At 60.7% G+C, this 20,512-nt stretch carries 19 protein-coding genes; 6 read left to right on the forward strand and 13 right to left on the reverse strand.

The genetic code is table 11. The annotated features are described in order from the left end of the window. Positions 1-108: 108 nt before the first annotated feature. Together MTP16_RS12340 and MTP16_RS12345 are read right to left on the reverse strand one after the other, a co-directional pair. Positions 109-1,920 carry an ABC transporter ATP-binding protein gene (locus MTP16_RS12340; RefSeq protein ID WP_243508909.1) on the reverse strand — a complete coding sequence of 604 codons (1,812 nt, stop codon included), beginning with the start codon at positions 1,918-1,920 and terminating at the stop codon, positions 109-111. Between the two features lie 61 nt (positions 1,921-1,981). Next, positions 1,982-2,347: a hypothetical protein gene (locus MTP16_RS12345; RefSeq protein WP_243508911.1), complete on the reverse strand. Its 366-nt coding sequence runs from the start codon at positions 2,345-2,347 to the stop codon at positions 1,982-1,984. A gap of 421 nt (positions 2,348-2,768) precedes the next feature. Between MTP16_RS12345 and MTP16_RS12350 the strand changes: the two genes are divergently transcribed. The 3 genes from MTP16_RS12350 to MTP16_RS12360 all read left to right on the forward strand — a co-directional run bounded on the left by MTP16_RS12350 (position 2,769) and on the right by MTP16_RS12360 (position 6,368). Continuing rightward, on the forward strand, positions 2,769-3,380 hold the full coding sequence (locus tag MTP16_RS12350) for a M949_RS01915 family surface polysaccharide biosynthesis protein (RefSeq protein ID WP_243508913.1): 612 nt from the start codon (positions 2,769-2,771) through the stop codon (positions 3,378-3,380). A 100-nt stretch (positions 3,381-3,480) separates the two neighbouring features. Continuing rightward, positions 3,481-5,721 (forward strand): xanthine dehydrogenase family protein molybdopterin-binding subunit, encoded by a 2,241-nt coding sequence (locus tag MTP16_RS12355; RefSeq protein ID WP_243508915.1) that lies wholly within the window; start codon positions 3,481-3,483, stop codon positions 5,719-5,721. Further along, entirely contained in the window at positions 5,718-6,368 is a 651-nt protein-coding gene (locus MTP16_RS12360; RefSeq protein ID WP_243508917.1) for a class I SAM-dependent DNA methyltransferase, read from the forward strand. Before MTP16_RS12355 ends, MTP16_RS12360 begins: the two co-directional genes overlap by 4 nt. A 73-nt stretch (positions 6,369-6,441) precedes the next feature. Here MTP16_RS12360 and MTP16_RS12365 read toward each other — a convergent pair whose 3' ends face one another. Both MTP16_RS12365 and MTP16_RS12370 read right to left on the reverse strand, forming a co-directional pair. Continuing rightward, on the reverse strand, positions 6,442-7,020 hold the full coding sequence (locus tag MTP16_RS12365) for a DUF4890 domain-containing protein (RefSeq protein WP_243508919.1): 579 nt from the start codon (positions 7,018-7,020) through the stop codon (positions 6,442-6,444). 118 nt (positions 7,021-7,138) lie between these two features. Next, positions 7,139-7,531 carry a hypothetical protein gene (locus MTP16_RS12370; protein WP_243508921.1) on the reverse strand — a complete coding sequence of 131 codons (393 nt, stop codon included), beginning with the start codon at positions 7,529-7,531 and terminating at the stop codon, positions 7,139-7,141. A gap of 319 nt (positions 7,532-7,850) precedes the next feature. Here MTP16_RS12370 and MTP16_RS12375 point away from each other — a divergent pair, with 319 nt between their 5' ends. After that, on the forward strand, positions 7,851-9,407 hold the full coding sequence (locus tag MTP16_RS12375) for a M28 family metallopeptidase (RefSeq protein WP_243508923.1): 1,557 nt from the start codon (positions 7,851-7,853) through the stop codon (positions 9,405-9,407). 75 nt (positions 9,408-9,482) lie between these two features. Here the strand turns inward: MTP16_RS12375 and MTP16_RS12380 are convergent, their stop codons facing one another. From MTP16_RS12380 to MTP16_RS12400, 5 genes are all read right to left on the reverse strand, one after another. Continuing rightward, a complete protein-coding gene (locus MTP16_RS12380; RefSeq protein WP_243508926.1) occupies positions 9,483-9,773 on the reverse strand; it encodes a hypothetical protein in 291 nt (96 codons plus the stop codon). 79 nt (positions 9,774-9,852) lie between these two features. Further along, on the reverse strand, positions 9,853-10,710 hold the full coding sequence (locus MTP16_RS12385) for a dienelactone hydrolase family protein (RefSeq protein ID WP_243508929.1): 858 nt from the start codon (positions 10,708-10,710) through the stop codon (positions 9,853-9,855). A gap of 37 nt (positions 10,711-10,747) precedes the next feature. Next, positions 10,748-11,119 carry a cupin domain-containing protein gene (locus tag MTP16_RS12390; protein ID WP_243508931.1) on the reverse strand — a complete coding sequence of 124 codons (372 nt, stop codon included), beginning with the start codon at positions 11,117-11,119 and terminating at the stop codon, positions 10,748-10,750. A 156-nt stretch (positions 11,120-11,275) separates the two neighbouring features. Then, positions 11,276-12,217, reverse strand: a complete 942-nt coding sequence (locus MTP16_RS12395) for a GNAT family N-acetyltransferase (protein WP_243508933.1) — start codon at positions 12,215-12,217, stop codon at positions 11,276-11,278. A 13-nt stretch (positions 12,218-12,230) separates the two neighbouring features. Beyond that, a complete protein-coding gene (locus MTP16_RS12400; protein ID WP_243508935.1) occupies positions 12,231-12,476 on the reverse strand; it encodes a Kazal-type serine protease inhibitor domain-containing protein in 246 nt (81 codons plus the stop codon). Positions 12,477-12,717: 241 nt separating this feature from the next. On the opposite strand from MTP16_RS12400, the gene MTP16_RS26010 reads away from it, so the two are divergent. Beyond that, positions 12,718-13,155, forward strand: coding sequence for a CsbD family protein (locus tag MTP16_RS26010; RefSeq protein WP_317244062.1), 438 nt, complete (start codon positions 12,718-12,720; stop codon positions 13,153-13,155). Positions 13,156-13,293: 138 nt separating this feature from the next. Next, complete coding sequence (locus MTP16_RS12410) at positions 13,294-13,671, forward strand: YtxH domain-containing protein (RefSeq protein ID WP_243508937.1); 378 nt, start codon at positions 13,294-13,296, stop codon at positions 13,669-13,671. 375 nt (positions 13,672-14,046) lie between these two features. Here the strand turns inward: MTP16_RS12410 and lysS are convergent, their stop codons facing one another. The 4 genes from lysS to MTP16_RS26015 all read right to left on the reverse strand — a co-directional run bounded on the left by lysS (position 14,047) and on the right by MTP16_RS26015 (position 20,428). Next, entirely contained in the window at positions 14,047-15,597 is a 1,551-nt protein-coding gene (gene lysS, locus MTP16_RS12415; RefSeq protein WP_243508939.1) for a lysine--tRNA ligase, read from the reverse strand. Positions 15,598-15,817: 220 nt separating this feature from the next. Next, positions 15,818-16,906, reverse strand: coding sequence for a hypothetical protein (locus MTP16_RS12420; protein ID WP_243508941.1), 1,089 nt, complete (start codon positions 16,904-16,906; stop codon positions 15,818-15,820). A gap of 263 nt (positions 16,907-17,169) precedes the next feature. Further along, positions 17,170-19,341, reverse strand: coding sequence for a carboxy terminal-processing peptidase (locus MTP16_RS12425; RefSeq protein WP_243508943.1), 2,172 nt, complete (start codon positions 19,339-19,341; stop codon positions 17,170-17,172). A 232-nt stretch (positions 19,342-19,573) separates the two neighbouring features. After that, complete coding sequence (locus tag MTP16_RS26015) at positions 19,574-20,428, reverse strand: hypothetical protein (protein WP_317244063.1); 855 nt, start codon at positions 20,426-20,428, stop codon at positions 19,574-19,576. Positions 20,429-20,512: the final 84 nt, after the last annotated feature.

A 20,512-nucleotide genomic window follows, 5' to 3' on the forward strand; every position in this document is an offset into this window, starting at 1 on the left:
ATTAGCTGTTAGGGTGTTGTCAAATCTATGTGCAAATGACCAATATCTCACCATGTTGATGATAGTGAGCGGTAAAAAGCTTACTTAAAAACGCAAATACACTATTCATCACGAAGCCGTATCCAGTACCTCGTCGCCGTCGTCGGCCATTGTCTTGGCTAGCTTTTCGATGTTTAAGCTCCGGGCCGAGGCGTCGAAAATTTCGCGATAGGTGCCGTGGCGGGCGTAGAGCTCGTCGTGGGTGCCGCTTTCCACGAGGCGGCCTTTTTTCATGACGTGGATGCAGTCCGAATCCACGATTTGGGCGAGGCTGTGGGAGATGATGACTACCGTGCGGCCCTGCTTGATGGCGTCGAGCGAGTTTTTGATTTGCTCGGTGGCGATGGCGTCGAGGCTGGCGGTGGGCTCGTCGAGGAAGATGATGGGCGGGTTTTTGAGGAAGAGCCGGGCGATGGCGATGCGCTGCTGCTGGCCGCCGCTGAGCTGCTGGGCATCGGACTGGTACTGGCGGGGCAGGTCCAGAATCTGGTCGTGGAGGTAGGCTTGCTTGGCGGCGGCTTCGATTTGGGCCTGCGTGGAGGTGAAGTCGCCGTAGCGGATGTTTTCTTCGATGGTGCCCTTGAAAATGTGGTTTTTCTGGAGGACCAGGCCGATGCGCTGGCGCAGGGCGTGGGTGTCGTAGTCGGCCAGGGGGCGGCCGTCGAGGAGCATTTGGCCGGAATCGGGGGCGTAGAACTTGCAGAGCAGGTTGATGATGGTGCTTTTGCCAGCGCCGCTGAGGCCCACGAGGGCGGTGGTTTTGCCTTCTTCGATGGTGAGGCAGACGTCGTGCAGGGCCTGGGTGCCGCTGGGGTAGGTGAAATCGACGTTGCAGATGTCGAAGGTGCCGCGCACGTCGGCGGGCTGGAGCGGGCCGGTTTCCTCGATGGCCGCGTCGGCGTCGAGGATGGCGAAGAAGCCTTCGGAGTAGGTGAGGGCCTCGTTCATCTCGTCGTAGATGCGGTGGAGCTGCCGGATGGGCGCCGACACGTTGTTGAAGAGCAAGATGTGGAACATGATGGCGCCGATGGAAATCTGGCGGTCGAGCACGAGGTAGGCCGTGAGGACGATGATGACGACCACGCCAATCTGCTCGACGAAGGTTTTGAGGCCGTCGTAGCGGAAGTTGGTTTTGCGCGTCACCAGTTGGGCGTTCACCAGCTTGGCCTGGGTGTCGGCCTGCTTGTTGGCCTCAAAGGCTTCGCGCACGAAGCTTTTGATGACCACAATGGAGTCGATGATGCTGATGATGCCGTGGTTTTTCTCCTCGCGCAGCTTTTGCAGGCCGCGGCGCACGCCCTGCAGGCGGTCGGCCTGCCGGAAGCTCAGCCAGAAGTACACCGGCAGGATGGCCAGCGCCACCAGCCCCACCCATTTGTTGGCCACGAACATCACCACCAAGGCCACAATGGCGTTGGCAAACAGCGGCAGGATGTCGATGAAGAAGTTTTGGACCAGCTTCATGAGGCTCTCCACGCCGCGGTCGATGCGGGTTTGGAGCTTGCCGGTCTGGTTGCCCTCGTCGGAGAAAAAGCCCAGCTCGTAGCTCAGAATCTTGCTCACGGCCGTCTGCGACAAGGTGCTGCTCACGTTGATGCGGATTTTCTCGCCGTAGTACTTCTGCCCGAAGGTGATGAAGGTGTTGATGATTTCCTTGCCCAGCAGGATGCCGCTCACCCAGGCCAGCAGGTTCCAGCCGTCGGCCAGGGCTTGGCGCCGGTCGAGCAGGCCCTGCACGGTGTCGACGGTGTAGCGCAGCACGAAGGGATTGACCTGCGCGGCCAGCGAGCCCACCAGCGTGAGCAGCAGCGTGGCAATGACCAGCGGCCGGTAGGGCCGCACGAAGGGCAGCAGGCGTTGAATGATTTGCCAGAGACTCATCTAAGCGGGGAAGGAGTGGAGCCGGTTAGACGAGGGGGGCGGGGGTGGGGTTGTTTAGGGTTTAACCTAGGTTTTCTGGTGGTCCAAAGCCCCCGCCAAGTTCACCGCCAAATTTTATAGCCGAAAGTAGTCGTTGTACCGGCCACTGCAATTCATCCTTATTACACCAGTATTCTTCAAATTCCCCATAGTGCTGATAAGGCGAAATATTGAAGCCTTCTTCAATGTCATTATACCAAATAATTCTTCGCCCAAAAATGGCAACTACCCAGAAGCCACCGCCCTCTTTTCCATAAGAATCCTGAGCCCATTTCTCGGGAAATATTTGAATTAACTCCCAAAATCGTAGAAGCTCACCCCGCATTTCTTCTTCTGCATGAAGAATCTGGTTGTATAATTCTTCGAGGGTAATGGGTTCCCAAGTCATAAAAGTGGATGAATAGGCAGTAGCGCAAAGTTTATTGTTTGCGTGCCCCGCGCCGTCTCAACGGATATCGTTCTGCCGCGCGAACTACAAAGTTCGCGCTACTCGTGGCTTCGGCCACCGACCGGCTAATCCTAAACCAGTTCACTCCAAAGCCCAACCAGTTGCCCGCAACACTAAACTGACTATCCTTTCAACCAAACCAGTTGCCTTCCGAGCACAATTAGTTAGGGTCCGAACAGAACCTGTTGTGCTTGGAGGGCAACTCACTGCCTTCCGGACCCAACTGGTTCGGCTTTGAGGGCAACAACTTCTGTTTCCCGGCTGCTTCTGAAACATCTGGGGCCAGCCCCGCCGGCCGAGATGCTGCGGCGTCCAACTTTTCCTCGGCGGCCTGCGAATAGCCTTAAAACTATTCCATCTCATGCGTCCATTCCTCTTGCTGCTCCCGTTGCTGTGGCCGCTCGCCGGCCGGGCGCAGGTGAAAACTATCCCGCTGGAGCCCACCGCCGTGCCCGCCACCCTGAAGCACGCGGGCAAGGTGAAGCAGGCCCTGCGCTACACCGACCGCACCGGCACCTACACCGTGCTCGCCACCGAAACCGGCCTCGTGCCCGCCGCCAACCCCAACGACGGCCTGCGGGCCGACCTCTACGCCTACCACTACCAGCTGCCGGCCACTGGCGCGCCCACCCTCGGCTGGCAGGTGCACGACTTCGTGCCCGACTGCCCGCTCGACCTCGAAGCCCGGTTCCTGCCCGGCAGCCTCGCCGTGACCGACCTCGACCAGAACGGCACGGCCGAAGTGTGGGTGGTGTACCGCACCACCTGCCGGGGCGACGTGAGCCCGAGCACCCAGAAAATCATCATGCGCGAAGGCGCGAAGAAGTACGCCGTGCGCGGCAGCAGCCGCATCCAGGTAGGGGCCAAGCAGTACGACGGTGGCGACTATCAGTTGGATGCTGCCTTCCAGGCAGCGCCCGCGGCGTTTCGGCAGCAGGCCGTGCAACTGTGGCAGCGGTACGTAAAGGAATAACTGGCGTAGCACGGGTAGCGTCGGAGCCTAGTTGACGCCAGCCCGTTGCCGAACGAACCGCCGCCGGAGCCCGTAAAATCAGGCACTTGCCCGATTTTTTATGGAAAATTCCTCACTCGCCTCGCCTGCTACCGGCGAACCGCTCAACCGCGTTGATGGCCGCCAGAAAGTGACGGGCCAGGCCCGCTATGCCGCCGAGCACGCCGTGCCGGGCCATGTGCACGGCGTGCTGGTGGTCAGCACCATTGCCCGCGGCCGTATCCGGCGCCTCGACGTGGTGGCGGCCGAGCAGGCGCCGGGTGTGCTGCGCATCGTGTCGCACCTGAACGCGCCTAAGGCACCCGGCTACCTGCGCCCCGAAACCGCCAAAAACCCGCGCGTGGAAGGCGAAGAAATCAAGGTTTTCTTCGACAACCAATTGCATTTCAGCAACCAGCCGGTGGCCCTGGCCGTGGCCGAAACGCTGGAACAGGCCCAATACGCCGCCTCGCTCATTCGGGTGGAATATGAAGCCGCGCTCCACCAGACTGACTTGACGAAAAGCCTTGCCCAGAACATGGCGCCGAAAAAGGAGGCCGAGTACTCGCGTGGCCAGCCCGATGCCTACAAAACGGCCCCGGTGCACATCGAGCAGGAATACCGCACGCCCCTGCAGGTGCACAACCCCATGGAAATGCACGCCGTGGTGGCGCTGTGGGAAGGCGAAACGTTAACGGTTTATACCAAAACGCAGGGGCCGAAGCTGGCGCAACAAGACCTGATGCGCATGTTTCAATTGCCGGCCGAAAGCGTGCGGGTGCACTCCGAGTTCGTAGGCGGGGCGTTTGGGGGCTCGTCGCGCATCTGGCCGCCGGAAGTGGCCGCCATTCTGGCGGCGAAGCTGGTGGGCCGGCCGGTGAAGCTGATGAACCGGCGCGAGCACGAATTTAACCTGGTGGGCTACCGGCCGCAATCCATGCAGCGCATCGGCCTCGGCGCCCGGCCCGATGGCACGCTGGTGGGCCTCACGCACCGCGCCTATGGCAACACCTCGCGCTACGAGCAGTTTGTGGAGCGCATCGTGCATCCCACCAAAACGGCCTACGCGGTGCCCAACCTCAACACCCACTACCGCCTCGTGCCCCTCGACCTGAGCACACCCGCCTGGACGCGCGGCCCCGGCGAAACCAGCGGCTCCTTCGCCCTGGAAAGTGCGATGGACGAGCTGGCCGTGGCCCTGAACATGGACCCGCTGGCTTTGCGCCTGAAAAACTACGCCGACCGCGACCCCGAAACCGGCAAGCCCTGGAGCAGCAAGCACCTGCGCCAGTGCTACGAGCGTGGGGCTGCGCTTTTCGGCTGGAGCAAGCGCACCGCCGCGCCGCGCTCCATGCAAACCGACGGCTACCTGGTGGGCTGGGGCATGAGCACCGGCATCTACAAAGCCGAACGCCAGGCCGCCAGCGCCCGCGCCCGCCTGCTGCCCGATGGCACCCTGCTGGTGCAAAGCGCCACCGCCGACACCGGCCCCGGCACCGCTACCATCATGACGCAGATTGCCGCCGACGCCAGCGGCGTGCCCGCGGCCAGCATTCGCTTTGAGCTGGGCGACGCCGCTTTTCCCGAAGCGCCTTTGCAGGCGGGCTCGCACACGGCCACTTCGGTCGGCTCGGCCGTGCACGAGGTGTGCGCCGCCCTCAAAAAGCAGTTGCTGGATTTGGCCGCGAGCGTGCCGGGCAAGGCTTTGGGGAAAGTTGGGCCCGAAGGCTTGATGATTGAGAATGGCTTTATTATCTCAACCAAAAAGAATGGCCGGCGCCTGAGTTTTGGCGAGGTGCTGAAGCAGCATGGGCTGCCTGTGCTGGAAGTGACGCAGAAAGCGGAAAAGTCGCCGGAGATGGAGAATTACTCGGGCAAGTCGTTCTGCGCCAATTTTGTGGAGGTGCGCGTGCATCCGCTCACGCGCGAGGTGCGGGTGAGCCGCGTGGTGAGCGTGGTGGACGCCGGCCGGGTGCTCAACGCCAAAACGGCCCGCAGCCAGGTGCTGGGCTCCGTGGTGTGGGGCATCGGGCTGGCATTGATGGAGGAAGCCCGCCTCGACCACCGCTACGGCCGCGTGGTGAACCACGACCTTGCCGATTACCATGTGCCCGTGCAAGCCGATGTGCCCAATATCGAAGTCGAATTCATCAACGAGCCCGACCCCGTGCTCGACCCCATCGGCGCCAAAGGCCTGGGCGAAATCGGCTTGGTAGGCTTCACCGCCGCCGTGGCCAACGCCGTGTACCACGCCACCGGCCGCCGCGTGCGCGACCTGCCCATCACGCCCGATAAGCTGCTCACAGCCACCAAAGGCGCTTGACCCAAGTAGCTTTGGGCATGGACGTGCAAACTGCTTACAACGCTTGGGCCGGCTCTTACGACGAAGTCGTCAACAAAACCCGCGACCTGGAAGCAGCCGCCATTCGGCAGCTACTGGCCGATATTCCGCGTGCCGAAATCATCGAAATCGGCTGCGGCACGGGCAAAAACACCGAGTGGCTGGTCTCAAAAGCTCTTCACGTCACGGCCGTGGACTTCTCCACCGAAATGCTGGCCCGCGCCGAGGCCAAGCTGGCGGGCGGCAACGTCCGTTTCCAGCAAGCCGACATCACGCAGCCGTGGACTTGGGTAGAGCCGCCCGCCGACGTGGTGACCTGCAGCCTGGTGCTGGAGCACATCGAGAACCTGGGCTTCGTGTTCGAGCAATGCCGCGCGGCGCTGAAAGCGGGCGGGTGCTTCTACGTGGGCGAACTGCACCCTTCCAAGCAGTACCTCGGCAGCAAGGCGCGGTTTGAGGCCGGCGCCGGCGTGTTGGAGCTGCCGTGTTTCACGCACCACGTTTCTGATTTCATAGCCGCCGCGCAGCAGCACGGGTTCCGGTGCGTTGAGCTGCGCGAATGGTTTGATGGCAACGATAGAACCACCGTGCCCCGGATACTGGCGCTGCTGTTTCAAAAGCAGCCATAATCAGCTTATTTATAACAAAAAAGCCCCGCTCAAGCGAGCGGGGCTTTTTGTTGCGGCTGATACGCGAGCCGTATTATTGGTCGGTTTTCACTTTCAGCTTGCCTTCTTTGCCCGCGGCTTTGGCGGCTTTCAGCTTAAGCTTGTCTTCTTTCATTTTGACTTTGTCGCCGCCGTCGGCTTTGGCCTTCATCTTTTCGATGCCGGGGCCGTCCATTCCCGGGCCGCCCATGCCACGGCCACCGCCGCGGTTCATGCGGTCGGCCTGCATGGCGGTGTACTTGGTGTACTGGTCGGCGGTCAGCACTTCTTTGAACTGGGCGTCGTATTTGGTGCGGCTGGCTTGCATTTGCTCGCGCATGGCTTCGCGGTTGCCGCCCTGGCCCTGGCCGCGCATGCTCTGCATTTCCTGGCCGCGGGCCATCATGATTTGCTGAACTTTGGTGGCCTGGTCGGCGCTGAGGCCCAGTTCCTGGGTCATGCGCTCGGTCTGGCGCTTGGCCATTTCTTCGGGCGAGCCTTGCATGCGGCCGTAGCCGCGGCCCGGGCCCTGCATGCCGGGGGCTTCGGTGGTCGTGGTGGTCGTGGTTTGAGCCGCGGCGGTACCAATGGTGAAGGCAAAAGCGGCGAACAGGGGCAACAGATACTTTTTCATGAGGGAAAGTTGGGGGTGATAAATTGAAAAGCGGGACTTAGCATGTAAGCTGCGAAAAAGCCCCGTTCCACGGAATAGAACGGGACTTTCTCGTTGGAGTTAAAAAAGCGGGAATAGATTAACGGCGGCCGTACTGGCGGTGGGCAGCTTCCCGGCGGGCGCGCTCCTGGGCTTCGCGCTGGGCGCGCTCCTGGGCCTCGCGCTGGGCGCGCTGCTGGGCTTCCCAGCGGGCTTTTTCCTGGGCCGTCACGCGGTGGCTGCGCTCAAAGCCGTAGTTCTGGTTGCGGTCGTAGTGGTCGTCGCGGCGGTTGTCGTTGCGGTGGGCGGCCTCCCAGCGGGCCCGCTCGGCGGCGGTCACGCGGTGGTTGCGGTCGTAGCCGTAATTGAAGTCTTTGCTGTTGCGGTCGTCGCGGCCGTCATAGCGGCGGTCGAAAGGGCCTTCGGCGGCGAAGGAAGCGCTGGAAGTGAAGAGGGCCGCGGCGGCGATGATGGAAAACAAGGAAGCTTTCATGATTTCTAAGAGAAGTAAGAGAGGGGACAAAAACCAGGCTCGGGTGCTGCAGGCTGCGGGCGCCGGGGATGAGAATCGGCTCATCCTGCCAGGGTATTTGCAAACCATCGGCCGGGAATGCGGCCAAAAGCCCCGCGGTGGACGGGCAGGCAGCAGGCATCGACCAACCGGCACGAATGCCAGACCGAACCCTTCAATGCATGGCAGGAAATGGGCTTGAATGCGGCTTTTTAGGTCATTGGAGTTGAATGCCAGCTGCTGCGGGCTGCCCATTTTTCATACCTTAGATGGATAGATTCTCCCACTCCAGCTCATTTCAATGAATAAACTTGTGCTCCTGACGCTGGCCGGCGCCTTGGCCAACGCCGCGCCCGCCCTGGCCCAGGCTACCGAAAAGCTTGATGCCGCCGCGCTGGGCAAAATCCGCGACGAAGGCATGAACCGCTCCCAGGTGATGCAAACCGCCTTCTACCTCACCGACGTGAACGGCCCGCGCCTGGCCAACTCCGACGGCCTGAAGCGGGCCAACGAGTGGACCAAGGCCCAACTGGCCAAATACGGCCTCGTAAATGCCAACATCGAAGCCTGGGGCGACTTCGGCCGCGGCTGGGACATCGAGAAGTCGTACGTGGCCATGACGGCCCCCTACTACCACGCCCTGGTAGGCATCCCGAAGGCCTGGACGCCCAGCACGCCCGGCCCCGTGCGCAAGCAGGTGGTGGTGATGAAAGCCGCCACCGAAGCCGACCTTGCCAAGTACAAAGGCCAGCTGCGCGACAAAATTGTGGTCATGAGCGTGGCCACCCCGCCCAAGCCCGCCACCGAAGGCGCCATCCGCCGCCTGTCGGATGAGGACCTGAAAAAGATGGCCGAGCCGGCAGCTACGGCCGCCCGCCCCGCGCCCGATGCCGCCATGCTGGCCTCCCGCAAAGCCATGGCGGCCCTGCGCACCGCCATGGCTGATATGCTGGTGAGCGAAGGCGCGGCGGGCGTGCTCAGCACCCGCGGCGGCATCTACGGCACCTTCAACACCAGCAACGGCGCCCCCTATGCCGCCGACGCCAAGCCCGTGCTGCCCGAAATCGAAACCGCGCCCGAAGACCAGCTGCGCATCATTCGGCTGGTAGAAGCCGGCGTGCCGGTAGAGGTGGAGATGGAAACCAAAACCCGCTTCCAAACCCAAGACTTGAAGGGCTACAACGTGGTAGCCGAAATTCCGGGCACCGACAAAAAGCTGAAATCGGAAGTGGTGATGCTCGGCGGACACCTCGACTCTTGGCACGCTGCCACCGGCGCCACCGACAACGCTGCCGGCTGCGCCGTGATGATGGAAGCCGTGCGCATTCTCAAGGCCACCGGCCTAAAGCCGCGCCGCACCATCCGCATTGCGCTGTGGGGCGAGGAAGAGGAAGGGCTGCACGGCTCGCGCGGCTACGTGAAAAACCATTTCGCCGACCCCGCCACCATGCAGCTCAAGCCCGAGCACGAAAAGCTGGCCGCTTACTTCAACCTCGACAACGGCGCCGGCAAAATCCGCGGCATCTACGCCCAGGGCAACGAGGCCGCGGCAGGTATATTCCAGCAGTGGCTCGCGCCCTTCGCCGACCTCGGCGCCAGCACCGTGACCTTGCGCAACACCGGCAGCACCGACCACATCGCCTTCGACGCCGTGGGCCTGCCCGGCTTCCAGTTCATCCAGGACGGCCTCGACTACTTCCCCACCACCCACCACACCAACCAGGATACCTACGACCGCCTTATCGCCGACGACCTCAAGCAAGCGTCCGTCGTCGTGGCTAGCTTCGTGTACGACGCCGCCATGCGCGACCAGAAGCTGCCCCGCAAGCCGCTGCCCGCGCCGGCCAAGGCGCAGTAGGGGTAAGACGTTTGTCCTATAATCGTTTGTCATGCTGAGCGCAGCGAAGCATGACAAACGATTTTTTTTAACGCCCTACTCCACCAGCCCCAGCGTGCGCGTCAGCCCGTTTTTTGGTATGCTCACTTTCAGGGTTTGGTCGCCGGTTTCGGAGCGCTTGCGGCGACGGTCCAGGATGTCCTGCACCTTGCTTTTGCCCTCGGGGCTGCGCGAAAACAGCACCGAAGCCACATCCGTCACCAGCGACACGGCGCGGGGCACCGGCACCGTCACCTGCTGATAGTCAGGGTCGGCAGCCGATGGCCGGGCCGGCGTGGGCTGGCTTTGGGCCAGGCTGCTCGTGGCTTTAAACACCAAGGCAGCCAACAGAAGGGGTAGCTTCTTTCGCGACATGAGTACCGGTCGATACTGCAAAGATGCCGCTAAAAGCGCTGCGGTTGTCCGGCTAGCCTAGTTTTTCCTTGAATAGTTTCAGGGTGCGGTCCCAGGCCAGCTTGGCGGCTTCGGCGTTGTAGCGGGCCGGCGAGGTGTCGTTGTTGAAGGCGTGGTTGGCGCCTTCGTACACAAACAGTTCGTACCTGGTGCCGGCCGCTTTCAGGGCTGCCTCGTAGGCCGGAATGCCGGCATTGATGCGTTGGTCGAGCCCGCCGTAGTGCAGCAGCAGCGTGGCCTTGATTTTGGGCACGTCCTCGGCCTTGGGCTGGGCGCCGTAGTAGGCCACACCGACCTCAAGCGTGGGGTCGTGCACGGCCAGCTGGTTCACCAGGCCGCCGCCCCAGCAGAAGCCCACGGCGCCGGTGCGGCCGTTGCAGTCGGGCCGGGTTCCCAAGTAGGCAAGGGCGGCCAGGTAGTTGTTGAGGTTTTTCAGCGGGTCGAGCTGGCCGATGAGCTTCCGGCCCTCGTCCTCGTCGGCCGGCGTGCCGCCTAGCACGCTCAGCGCATCCACGCCCAGCGCCAGGTAGCCGGCCTGGGCCACGCGCCGCGTCACGTCCTTGATGTGCGGCGTCAGCCCCCGGTTTTCGTGAATGACCACCACGGCGCCGCGCTTTTTCTTGCCTTTGGGCCGGGCCAGGTAGCCGCGCACGGTAGCCCCGTCGCCGGGCCAGCTCACTTCCTCAATTTCGAGCTTGTCGTCCTCGGGCGCTACGGTGGCGGCGGCCGCGTAGCCGGGCTCCAGAATGGAAAGGGCCGAAAACGCCAGGGCCGTGCCGCCGGCCAGCTTCGCCAGCCGCTCCATAAACACCTTGCGCGATAGCGGGGCGTGGGTGTATTCGTCGAAAAGGTCGATGATGCGTTGGTCCATAAGGTAGAAGCTGCTGATTATGCGAAAGATATGACGGTTATTCTGCTTCGCGGTTCACCGTGTCGGGGCTGAAAGCCGGCACGCAGATGGACCAATACTCGCACTCCTCCTCAAACGGGTTGGAGTAGCGCACCCGCGCTCCGCCTTTTATCAGCAGCGCCTGCCCAGCCTGCAGTTCCACTACGTCGCCGTCGATTTCAAACCGCTTTCGGCCGCGCACCACAATCGTTATTTCATCGAAGCTGGGCGTCTGGTGCGGCTCGCTCCAGTGCGGCGGGGCCACCATGTGGGCCAGGCTGTAGGCGGTGGTGCCGGTGCTGGCGCCGCCCACGTGCTCTTCAATGAGTTTGCCGTCGGTGGTGGGCACCACGAAAGGAGAGAGGTTGAGGACGTAGCGTTTTTCGGACATTTTTAGTTAAGGTTAGTTGAGGTTGGTAAAAAGAACGGTCATGCAGAGCGCAGCGAAGCATCTCGCTTGGGGTAGTAGCTCAATTGAGTGATTTAGTCAAAGCAAGCGAGATGCTTCGCTGCGCTCTGCATGACATTCTTTTAGGTCGTTCTTACACTACGGCCGAAGCTTCTCGAGCAGCTCAAAAGCGCGCGAGGTATACTTCCACACAAAGAAATACGGTGTTTGCACCGCCCCAAACTGCACCCGGATGCGCTCCACCGCCGGCAGCATGCTGCCCTCAAAGTCGAAGCAGTCGAGCCCCAAGACCTCGCTGGCGTAGCGCACGGCCTCCCAAATCAGCAGGATGCCCGCGCCGCTGTCGCGCAGGGCGGGGTCGTCGCCGGCTAGGTGGTAGTAGGCCGCTTGTTGGTCCCATATCAAATAGGAAGCCGAGTGAACCCGGCCCTGCGCATCCACGGCAAAGAAAAACTGCCGCGCCTCGTGGGCCGCCAGCGCCGCATCGTGCCGCTCGAATTGTGCCCAGGAATAAGGCATGGGCAGCTGCTGCCGGTCAAAGCTCATCTTATTGAGCGCATAAAACCGCTCGGGGCCCAGGTCGTGCACCACCTGCACCTGCTCGCGCGCCTTCTGCACGTTGCGGCGGATGTTGCGGTTGATGCCCGCTTCTACCTGCGACAAGTTTTGCAAGCTAAGGAGGCGATAGGTATAGTAAGTGCTTTGCCGAAATTTTTGCCAATAGAAAGGCAGCCAGTTGGTAGTGCTGGGGTAAAAATTCTGCTTGAAGGCGGCCAGCGGCGGCAGTTGCTTGATTAGCTCCTCCAGCAGCAGGTGCTCCTTCTTCAGCACACCCCGAAACTCGGGCAGCACGTACGGCCCCAGCCACTTCACAAACGGCGGCATGGTAGCGTAGCGAAAGGGTCCTTTCTGCTTGTAGAAATATGGCAGCGCGGCCACCACGCAGCCGTTTTCTTCGGCCAGCACCACGTCCCAGCCACCGCCCTCGCCGCAGGCATCCAAAAACCACGGCTGCGCAAACACCGGCACATCGGGCGCGGTGCGGCAAAAGGCACGGTAACGGTCGGCAGCGGCTGGCAACGGAGCGGCGGGCTTATTTGGGTTGGGCCTCCGGGCAGGGCCCTTTGGTAAAGGTGCGCACCCCCGCGTTGCCGGCCACGCAGGCGTTGGAGTAGGTTTTGCCGTCGCAGCCGCACACCGGGTCGTACTGCATAGTGCAGATGCCGTCGGGCTTCACCTTGGCCGGGTCGATGCAATCGGCACCAGCGGAGGCCGGGGCGGGCCGTTGGCAGGCCGAAGCCAATAGCAGGGCAGCGTACAGAAGCGAAGATATTTTCATAGAATAAGGCCAGGAGAGGGGCGAATCTACAGCAACTGCTGCATAAGTGCGTCTGAATTTGCTGGAAGGGCTTTCTGGCAAAGGCCAGCTTCGGAAAATTTGCCCTTAAGCTCAACCCCTGGCCCGTGCCTTCGTATAGGCAGCCAGACCAAACGCGGCACTAAAACAGAATATTCCATTTTGTGTGTGCTGCGCGCCCTCTGAACCTCTTTCACTCATTCACCCTTCATTACCCATTACCATGTCGTACCACGAAGAAGACAACAACGCCGGTAAAATCCTTTTGGCCGCCCTCGCAGGTGCTGGCGCTGGCATCATCGCCGGCATGCTGCTGGCCCCCGACAAGGGCTCGGCCACGCGCGAAAACTGGAAAGGCGTTGCTTCCAAATACAGCGGCCAACTCGGCGAGCAAGCTACCAAGCTGGGCTCCGACCTCGAAGCGAAATTCAAAGAGTACGCCGGCAAGCTCGAAGACCTCGGCGTGACCCTGCCCGGCAGCAGCCTGAAAATCAAAGGCAACTGGGACGAGGCCAAAGGCAAGCTGAAGCAGCAATACGCCCAGCTCACCGACGAAGACCTGACCTACACCGAAGGCAAAGGCGACGAACTCGTAGGCCGTCTGCAAGACAAGCTCGGCAAAGGCAAAGCCGAAATCACCAAGTTGCTGAACGACCTGTAGGTCTTGCTCAGCTATTTGCTAAAAAGCCCCGCGCCATTCGGCGTGGGGCTTTTTGCTGAAATCCAACAACCCGGCCCGCATCTGCGTTAGCCAAAGGCTCCTGACCTTCATCAGGAGCCGCTCAAAACCTGCAAAATCATGAAAGACGACAAAGGCAAAGTCATTTTCTCGCTCATCGCCGGTGCCACCGCTGGCATCGTAGCCGGCCTGCTCCTCGCCCCCGAAACCGGCGACGACACCCGCTCCAACCTCAAACGCTCGGCCTCGAAGTGGGGCGGCGACCTCAGCAAGCTCGTAAAAGATGCGCTGGCCAAGGTGCAAGGCCAAGGCGCTGGCCACACCAATGAGAACGCCAGCCTGAGCGAAGACAAACAAGCCGCCGACCGTCTCCTTGCGGGCCTCGACGCCAATGCCAAAGCCCTTGGCGAGCCCGGCGACCTCACCACCCCGGCTTCCGGCAACGGCAACTCCCTGGCCGGCGACACCGCCGCTCCGGCCCACCTGAGCGAACAATAGGCCCTTTGCCAACAACATAATTTTGGCAATTTCGATGCTGGCGCAACCTCACCTGTCCAGCCCCGTAAAATCCATCACAACCAACTTGAAAGAAGGCCGAAACGTAATATCAGTAAAATTGCCGGTCGTAGGAGCTTCTGCTGAAATTGGTCAAACAACTCAGTAGTAAAATCAGACGAATCCATCGCAAGCTTCTGATAAGAACAGCGGTTTGAAGGGTAAGAAGGTTGTAAAAAGAAAAGCCCCGCACGACATTTTCGTGTGGGGCTTTTCGATTTTTAAGCCGTGTGGCACGAGTACCTCGAAGCTCCCGCTTCGGCCCGTCAGAGCGTCGTTGTTCTGGCGGGCCGAAGCAGGAGCTTCGGGGTACAAGTTTTATTTCTCTTCCTGCTTCTCCTTCTGCACGTTTTCCGGTTTCATCTGCGGGAAAAACAGCACGTCCTGGATGGAGTGGGAGTTGGTCATAATCATGCTCAGGCGGTCGATGCCGATGCCCAGGCCGGCCGTGGGCGGCATACCATACTCCAGGGCGCGTAGGAAATCCTCGTCGAGCACCATGGCCTCGGTGTCGCCGCGCTTGCCCAACTCCAGCTGGTCCTCGAAGCGCTTGCGCTGGTCGATGGGGTCGTTGAGCTCGGAGAAGGCGTTGCAGATTTCCTTGCCGTTGCACACGGCCTCAAAACGCTCTACTAAACCCGGACGGTCGCGGTGCTTCTTGGCCAACGGCGACATCTCCACCGGGTAATCGGTGATGAAGGTGGGTTGAATCAGTTTGGGCTCGACATGCTCCCCAAAAATCTCATCAATGATTTTCGATTTGCCCATGCTGGGGTCCACGTGCACGTTCAGCTCCTGGGCGGTTTCGCGCAGGGCCGCCTCGTCCATCTCGCCAATGGCCTTGCCCGTGTACTTCTCAATGGCCTCAAACATGGTGTAACGCTGCCAGGGCCGCTGGAAATTGATGACGTTCGGGCCCACCTGCACCTCCGTCTGGCCGTGCAGGGCCATGGCCACGCGCTCCACCATTTCCTCCACGAGGTCCATCATCCAGGCGTAGTCCTTATAAGCCACGTACAGCTCCATCTGGGTGAACTCGGGGTTGTGGAAGCGCGACATGCCCTCGTTGCGGAAGTCCTTGCTGAACTCATACACGCCATCAAAGCCGCCCACAATCAGACGCTTCAGGTACAGTTCGTTGGCAATGCGCAGGTATAGCGTCATGTCCAGCGTGTTGTGGTGCGTGGTGAAGGGCCGCGCCGCCGCCCCGCCGTACAGCGGCTGCAGAATCGGCGTTTCCACTTCCAGGTAGCCCTTGTCATTCAGAAAATTCCGCATCGACTGCACCAACTGCGTGCGCTTGATGAAAGTGTCGCGCACGTTGGGGTTCACCACCAGGTCCACGTAGCGCTGCCGGTAGCGCTGCTCGGGGTCGTTGAAAGCATCATAAGTCACTTTCTCGCCGGTGGCCTCGTCCACTTTCTCCTTTACCACCGGCAACGGCCGCAGGGCTTTCGAGAGCAGCTTCAGCTCTGTCACGTGTACCGAGGTTTCGCCCACCTGCGTCTTAAACACGTGGCCCTTCACGCCGATGAAGTCGCCCAAATCGAGCAGCTTCTTAAACACCACGTTGTAAAGCGTTTTGTCCTCGCCGGGGCAAATTTCGTCGCGGTTGATGTAGAGCTGAATGCGGCCCGACGTATCCATCAATTCCGCAAACGAGGCCTTGCCCATCACGCGCGACGACATCAGCCGGCCCGCCAGCGTCACTTCCTGGAAGTTGTTGAGTTCGGGGTGGTAGTTGTCGTGTATTTCCTTGGCGTAAAACGTCACGTCGAACAATTCCGACGGGTAGGCTTCGATGCCCAGCTTTTCCAACTCTTCAAGTTTCTGGCGGCGCTGTATTTCCTGTTCGCTGAGGTGCTGCATAGTGTTGTCTGAACCACGGATTCGCTCGGATTTTTCGGATTCCACGGATTTCGTGGACGATTGATTCAGCCGGAAAACCAGCCTGCTTCTTAAGGCAGGTAGGGGCGTGGTGCTTAAAGTGAACCGCAAAAGTACGGCACGAAAAAAGCCGCTCCGAAACCGGAGCGGCTTTCCATTCACAAAATCCGTGGAATCCGAAAAATCCGAGCGAATCCGTGGCTTAGGCGGCCATGCGGAACTGCGCGGCTTCGGCGGCAATGGCCGGGGCCGTGGGCGGCGTGGGCGCCAGCACCGGCTCGACGCGGGTGCGCAACCGCTCCTGCACAAAGCCCGACTGCAAGTGCGCCGGCAGCTCGTCTACCAACTGGCGGTAGCGCTCCAGGCCCAGGGCCTTGGCCACGTAGGTCTCGTGCACACCGTTGAGGTAGCTCACGATATTGAGCAGCGAAGCGTGGAACAGGCTGAAATCGATGTCAGCCTCCACGTAGCGCTCAATCTCACGGGTGCTCTCCGAAATGCGCAGGCGGCCCAACAAATCGAAGATGGTGGTGTAGCCCAAGCGCCAGGTAATCTGCTGCCAGTGCGCAGCCGTCCACTTGTCGAGCGGGCGGCCCGTTTTCTGGCTGCGAATGGCCGTGTTGGGGTTGGCCTGCACCTGCGCGCGGGTCCACTGAGCCTTCATCTTGCGCGTGGTGCGCAGGAACTGGCCAATCTGAGCTTGCGCGTCAATCTCCTTGCTGGCAATGTGCAGCCCGGCCTTATAGCCGGCCAGCGGCAGGCGGTGAATGCTGAAGTCGCCGTAAGCCCCGGCGGCGTAAAACGATACCGGGCGCGGGTAGGCATTCTTCACCACTAAGCGGCCCACTTCGCGGCGAGTGAGCTGGCTGTTGGTCGAGCGCACGCCCGTGGTGTACAGGAAAGCCTGCAGGCCCGATTGAATGGCGTGGTAAGCCTGCGGGAACGTCCAGTGCAGGGCGTTGCGCAGGAAGTTCTCATCGCCCAGCTCGGCCGTGGCGCGCAGGGCGTACTCCGTGCTCCAACTGGTGTGCAACAGCTTGGTGAGCGTGGCTACGTCGGCGTCGTTCAACTCAGCCGTGTGGCCGCGAAAGAACGGCAGGTTCTGCAGACCGCCGAGCACGTCGTCGTTTTCCTGAATGTGATAGTTAATGGCAAAGAAGTAGTTGAGGAAAACCTGCGCTGGAATGGATTTACGCCAGTTTTCATCAGCCAATTTCTGCTGCAGCTCATCGGCAGGAGCCTCTACCTGCGGATTGAGCGGAATGATGCGGGTTTCCTCTTTAGTTGTCATGCTAAGTAAACAGGGAGAAGGGTGCTAAAAGTTGCACGTTTGCTAATTTTGTTGTCAATTTATATGAAGCTTATTATCTTTGATAATCAATTAATTAACTTGAAATGATAAAATAATGTCGAAAGATTTAAAATGGGCTGTTTACTAGTGAGGTTGACATTCAAAAACGTGCCAAAAAAAGCCCCTGCGCCAAGAGGCACAGGGGCTTTTGCTAAACCAAGTACTGTAGTCGGCGAGTAGGCTGGCAGCCTTGGTTCGCAGGGCTACTTGCTTTTGATTTCGTCTTGAATAACGGCCACGGCCTCGCCAATGGTGATGTCTTTCTTGAGGCCCTTGGTGAAGCGGGCAGCGCGGTTGATGCGCACAGTATCGCCGCCCAGCGCCCGCACATCGGCCGAGAGGGGCGAGAAGGCCAGCGCCGTGGTGGTTTTCTGCGCCGCTTCGTAACGGTCCGAAATGGCTTTCGACTCCCGCTGCTCGGCCTGGTAGGCACTGAGCTTCAGCGAAACGGTGGTTTCGTCCTTGCGCTTGCGCATGCTCTTCACCATCTCATCCATCACCTTGAAGCTGGGGTTGGTGGCCACGCGGGCCTTGCTGGCGGCGCGCAGCTTATCCAGGTTGGGGGCATCGCCCCAAGTCTTGTAGCGGGCTGGCTGAATCTCATCCCACTTCAATGGGTAGTCCGATTCCTTTTCGCCCTGGTCAAGATACGAATACAGGTCGGGTACCACGATATCCGACAGCACCCCCTTGAATTGGGTCGAGCCCCCGTTCACGCGATAGAACTTTTGGGTCGTCAGCTTCAGCGAGCCAATGGGCTTCACGCTGCTCAACTCGGCGGGCAGCGCCTCGTCCAGGTCGAAAATGCGCTGCACCGTGCCTTTGCCGTAGGTGCTGGTCGAGCCCATGATGACACCGCGGTGGTAGTCCTGCACCGCCGCTGCCAGAATCTCCGACGCCGAGGCGCTGTACTTGTTCACCAGCACCACCAGCGGGCCGCTGTACTGCACGCGTGGGTCGTTGTCGGTCATCACCTGCGTGCGGCCCTGGCCGTCGCGCACCTGCACCATCGGGCCGCTCTCCATGAAGAGGCCGGCCATCGACACAGCATCGCCAAGCGAACCGCCGCCGTTGAAGCGCAAGTCCATAATCACGCCTTTCACGCCTTCGGCGTTGAGTTTGGCGAGCTCCTTGCGCACGTCATCGGCCGAGTTGCGGCCGCCGGTGTCGCTGAAATCGGCATAGAAGCCCGGCAGGTGCAGGTAGCCGATTTTCTGCCCTTTGTCGGTAATGACCGACGACTGCGCGTACTTGTCGTCAATTACCACCACATCGCGGATGATGGACACAATTTTGGTGCTGCCATCGGGCTTTTTCACCGTGAGGCGCACCTCCGAGCCTTTCTTGCCCTTAATCAGCGTCACGGCTTTGGCCGTGTGCCAGCCCTCAATGCTCACGGGCTCGGCGGCACCCTGGGCCACGCGCAGCAGCGCGTCACCTTTTTTCAATTCGCCCTGCCGGGCCGCTGCCGAGCCGGGAATAATCTCCTCGATGTAAATCAGGTTGTCTTTCTCGCGTAGCGTGGCCCCGATGCCTTCGAAGCGCCCGGTCATTTCGTAGTCGAAATCTTCCTTGGCCTTGGGAGCAAAATACTCGGTGTGCGGGTCGTAGGTGTTGGCAATGGTGTTGGCATACTCGGCCAGGCGCTCGCTAGCGTCGGTGTCGTTGATTTCCTCGAACTGCTCGTCGTAGTATTTCAACACGCGCTTGCGGGCCTCGGCTTCCATCTGAGCCGGAGTCCGCGGGGGCTCGGCCTCGGTGGGAGCGGCGGAATTGGCCGCGTTGGGCGCCGCAGTAGCACCAGTGGGCTTGGCTTGCTTGGCCTTCTCCTGGGCTTCCATCATTTCCGAAACACGCGTTAGGGTTTCGTATTTCAGCAGCTTGCGCCACAGCTCACGCTGGGCCGCTTTGTCGGCCGGAAAGGGGGCTTTTTCGAAGTCCGACTGGAAGGTTTCTTCTCCATTGAAATCGAAAGGCTTGGCCAGAATCTCGCGGTACAGGCCCTGCATTTCCTTGGTACGCTCGGCCATGAGCTTGGTGCTCAAATCCAGAAATTCGTGGCTGCCACGCTTCACCTGGTCGTCAATTTGCGACTGGTAGCGGCGCAGCTGCTCCACGTCCGACGCCAGCAGGAACTGCTTGCGATAGTCGAGGTGCTTCAGGTACAAATCAAAAACGCGCTTTGAGAAAGCGTCGTCGATGCGTTCGGGCTGGTAATGCTGGGAAGTGAGGCCGCTCATCATGAGCCCAATGATGACTTGGTCCTTGCTCGGCACCGCCGAGTCGGCCCGGCGGAACAGCCGGTAGGAGGCCAGAACAAACACGGCCGTCACCAAAAAGGCATACAGGCCGACCTTCAAGCGGGAGGGAGACATGGGCAAAAACTAAAACGGATGAAATTCAAATATAAGGCCGCTGCCATGCAACGCCAGGCCATTTTGCCTACGTCGAAAACGCCCCGGCGGGTGCATTAAGTGCCCGCTGCTGAAACGGGCTGACCATTACCTCCTAAGAACTACCCCAGCCAACCGAAGGTTGCAACAAAAAAGCCTTTCCCGGACGGGAAAGGCTTTTTTCAGGATAGACAGGTCGGAACCTGCGACGGACTTAGTACTTGTAAATCTTGTCGCCGTTGTGACGACGGAACTCCTCTTCGAAGTACTGGGCATCTTCGGCGTTGCGGGGTTTCACGCCCATCACAATGCCGCCATTTTTCACGCCTTGCTCGTACTCGGCAGCGTGCTCCTCGGGGATGCCCGAGCCCACCAGGGCGCCTACCAGGCCACCCGTGAGGCCACCGGCACCGGCACCGGCCAGCGCAGCGGCCAGCGGGCCGGCAATGATGAGGCCCAGACCGGGCAGGGCTACCGAAGTACCGATGGCGGCAATGGCGCCAATAATGGCACCGGCCGTGCCACCGATGGCCGAGCCTACGCCGGCACCTTCCATGGCTTTGTCGCCAAGTTCGGTATGGGCGGTGTCATCGCCGAAATGCGTTTTGCGGGTTTCGTCCGACATCAGCACGTTCACGTCGTCTTTGCCATAGCCGCGCGACGAGAGCGACTGGTAAGCCTTCTCAGCGCTGGTACGGTCGCGGAACATGCCAGTCAGGTTTGAACCGCGGCTCGAATCATAGGGCTGACCAGTTACGGCGTGAGCGGCGTGGTCAGCAGTGTTCTGCACGCCATCGATGGCGCGGCCCACTACTGCGCCGGCAGTGCCAGCGGCGGCAGCGCCTTTGGCGGTAGCGCTGAAGTCGTCGCCATCAACCGAGTTGGTGGTGTTGCCCAGCGATGCGCCGGAGGTCGACGAAGTACCCGTGCCGGAGGTAGAGCCGGTGCCAGCGTTGTAACTGGTGCCTTCGTTGATCATGCCGGTGCTGTTGCCCGTGTTCTGGGTGCCGTAGTTAGAGCCTGCGCCAGTGCCGGTATTTTGCGGGTTGTTCGAATCGTTGGTGTTCATGCTAGGGAGGGAATGAAAATGTGGAAAGAATAACCAACCTCCTGGCTGGTTGAGGCTCTTAACGGGGCCACCGCAGTAGAGGTT

The sequence above is a fragment of the Hymenobacter monticola genome, assembly GCF_022811645.1.
Classification (GTDB): Bacteria; Bacteroidota; Bacteroidia; order Cytophagales; family Hymenobacteraceae; genus Hymenobacter; species Hymenobacter monticola.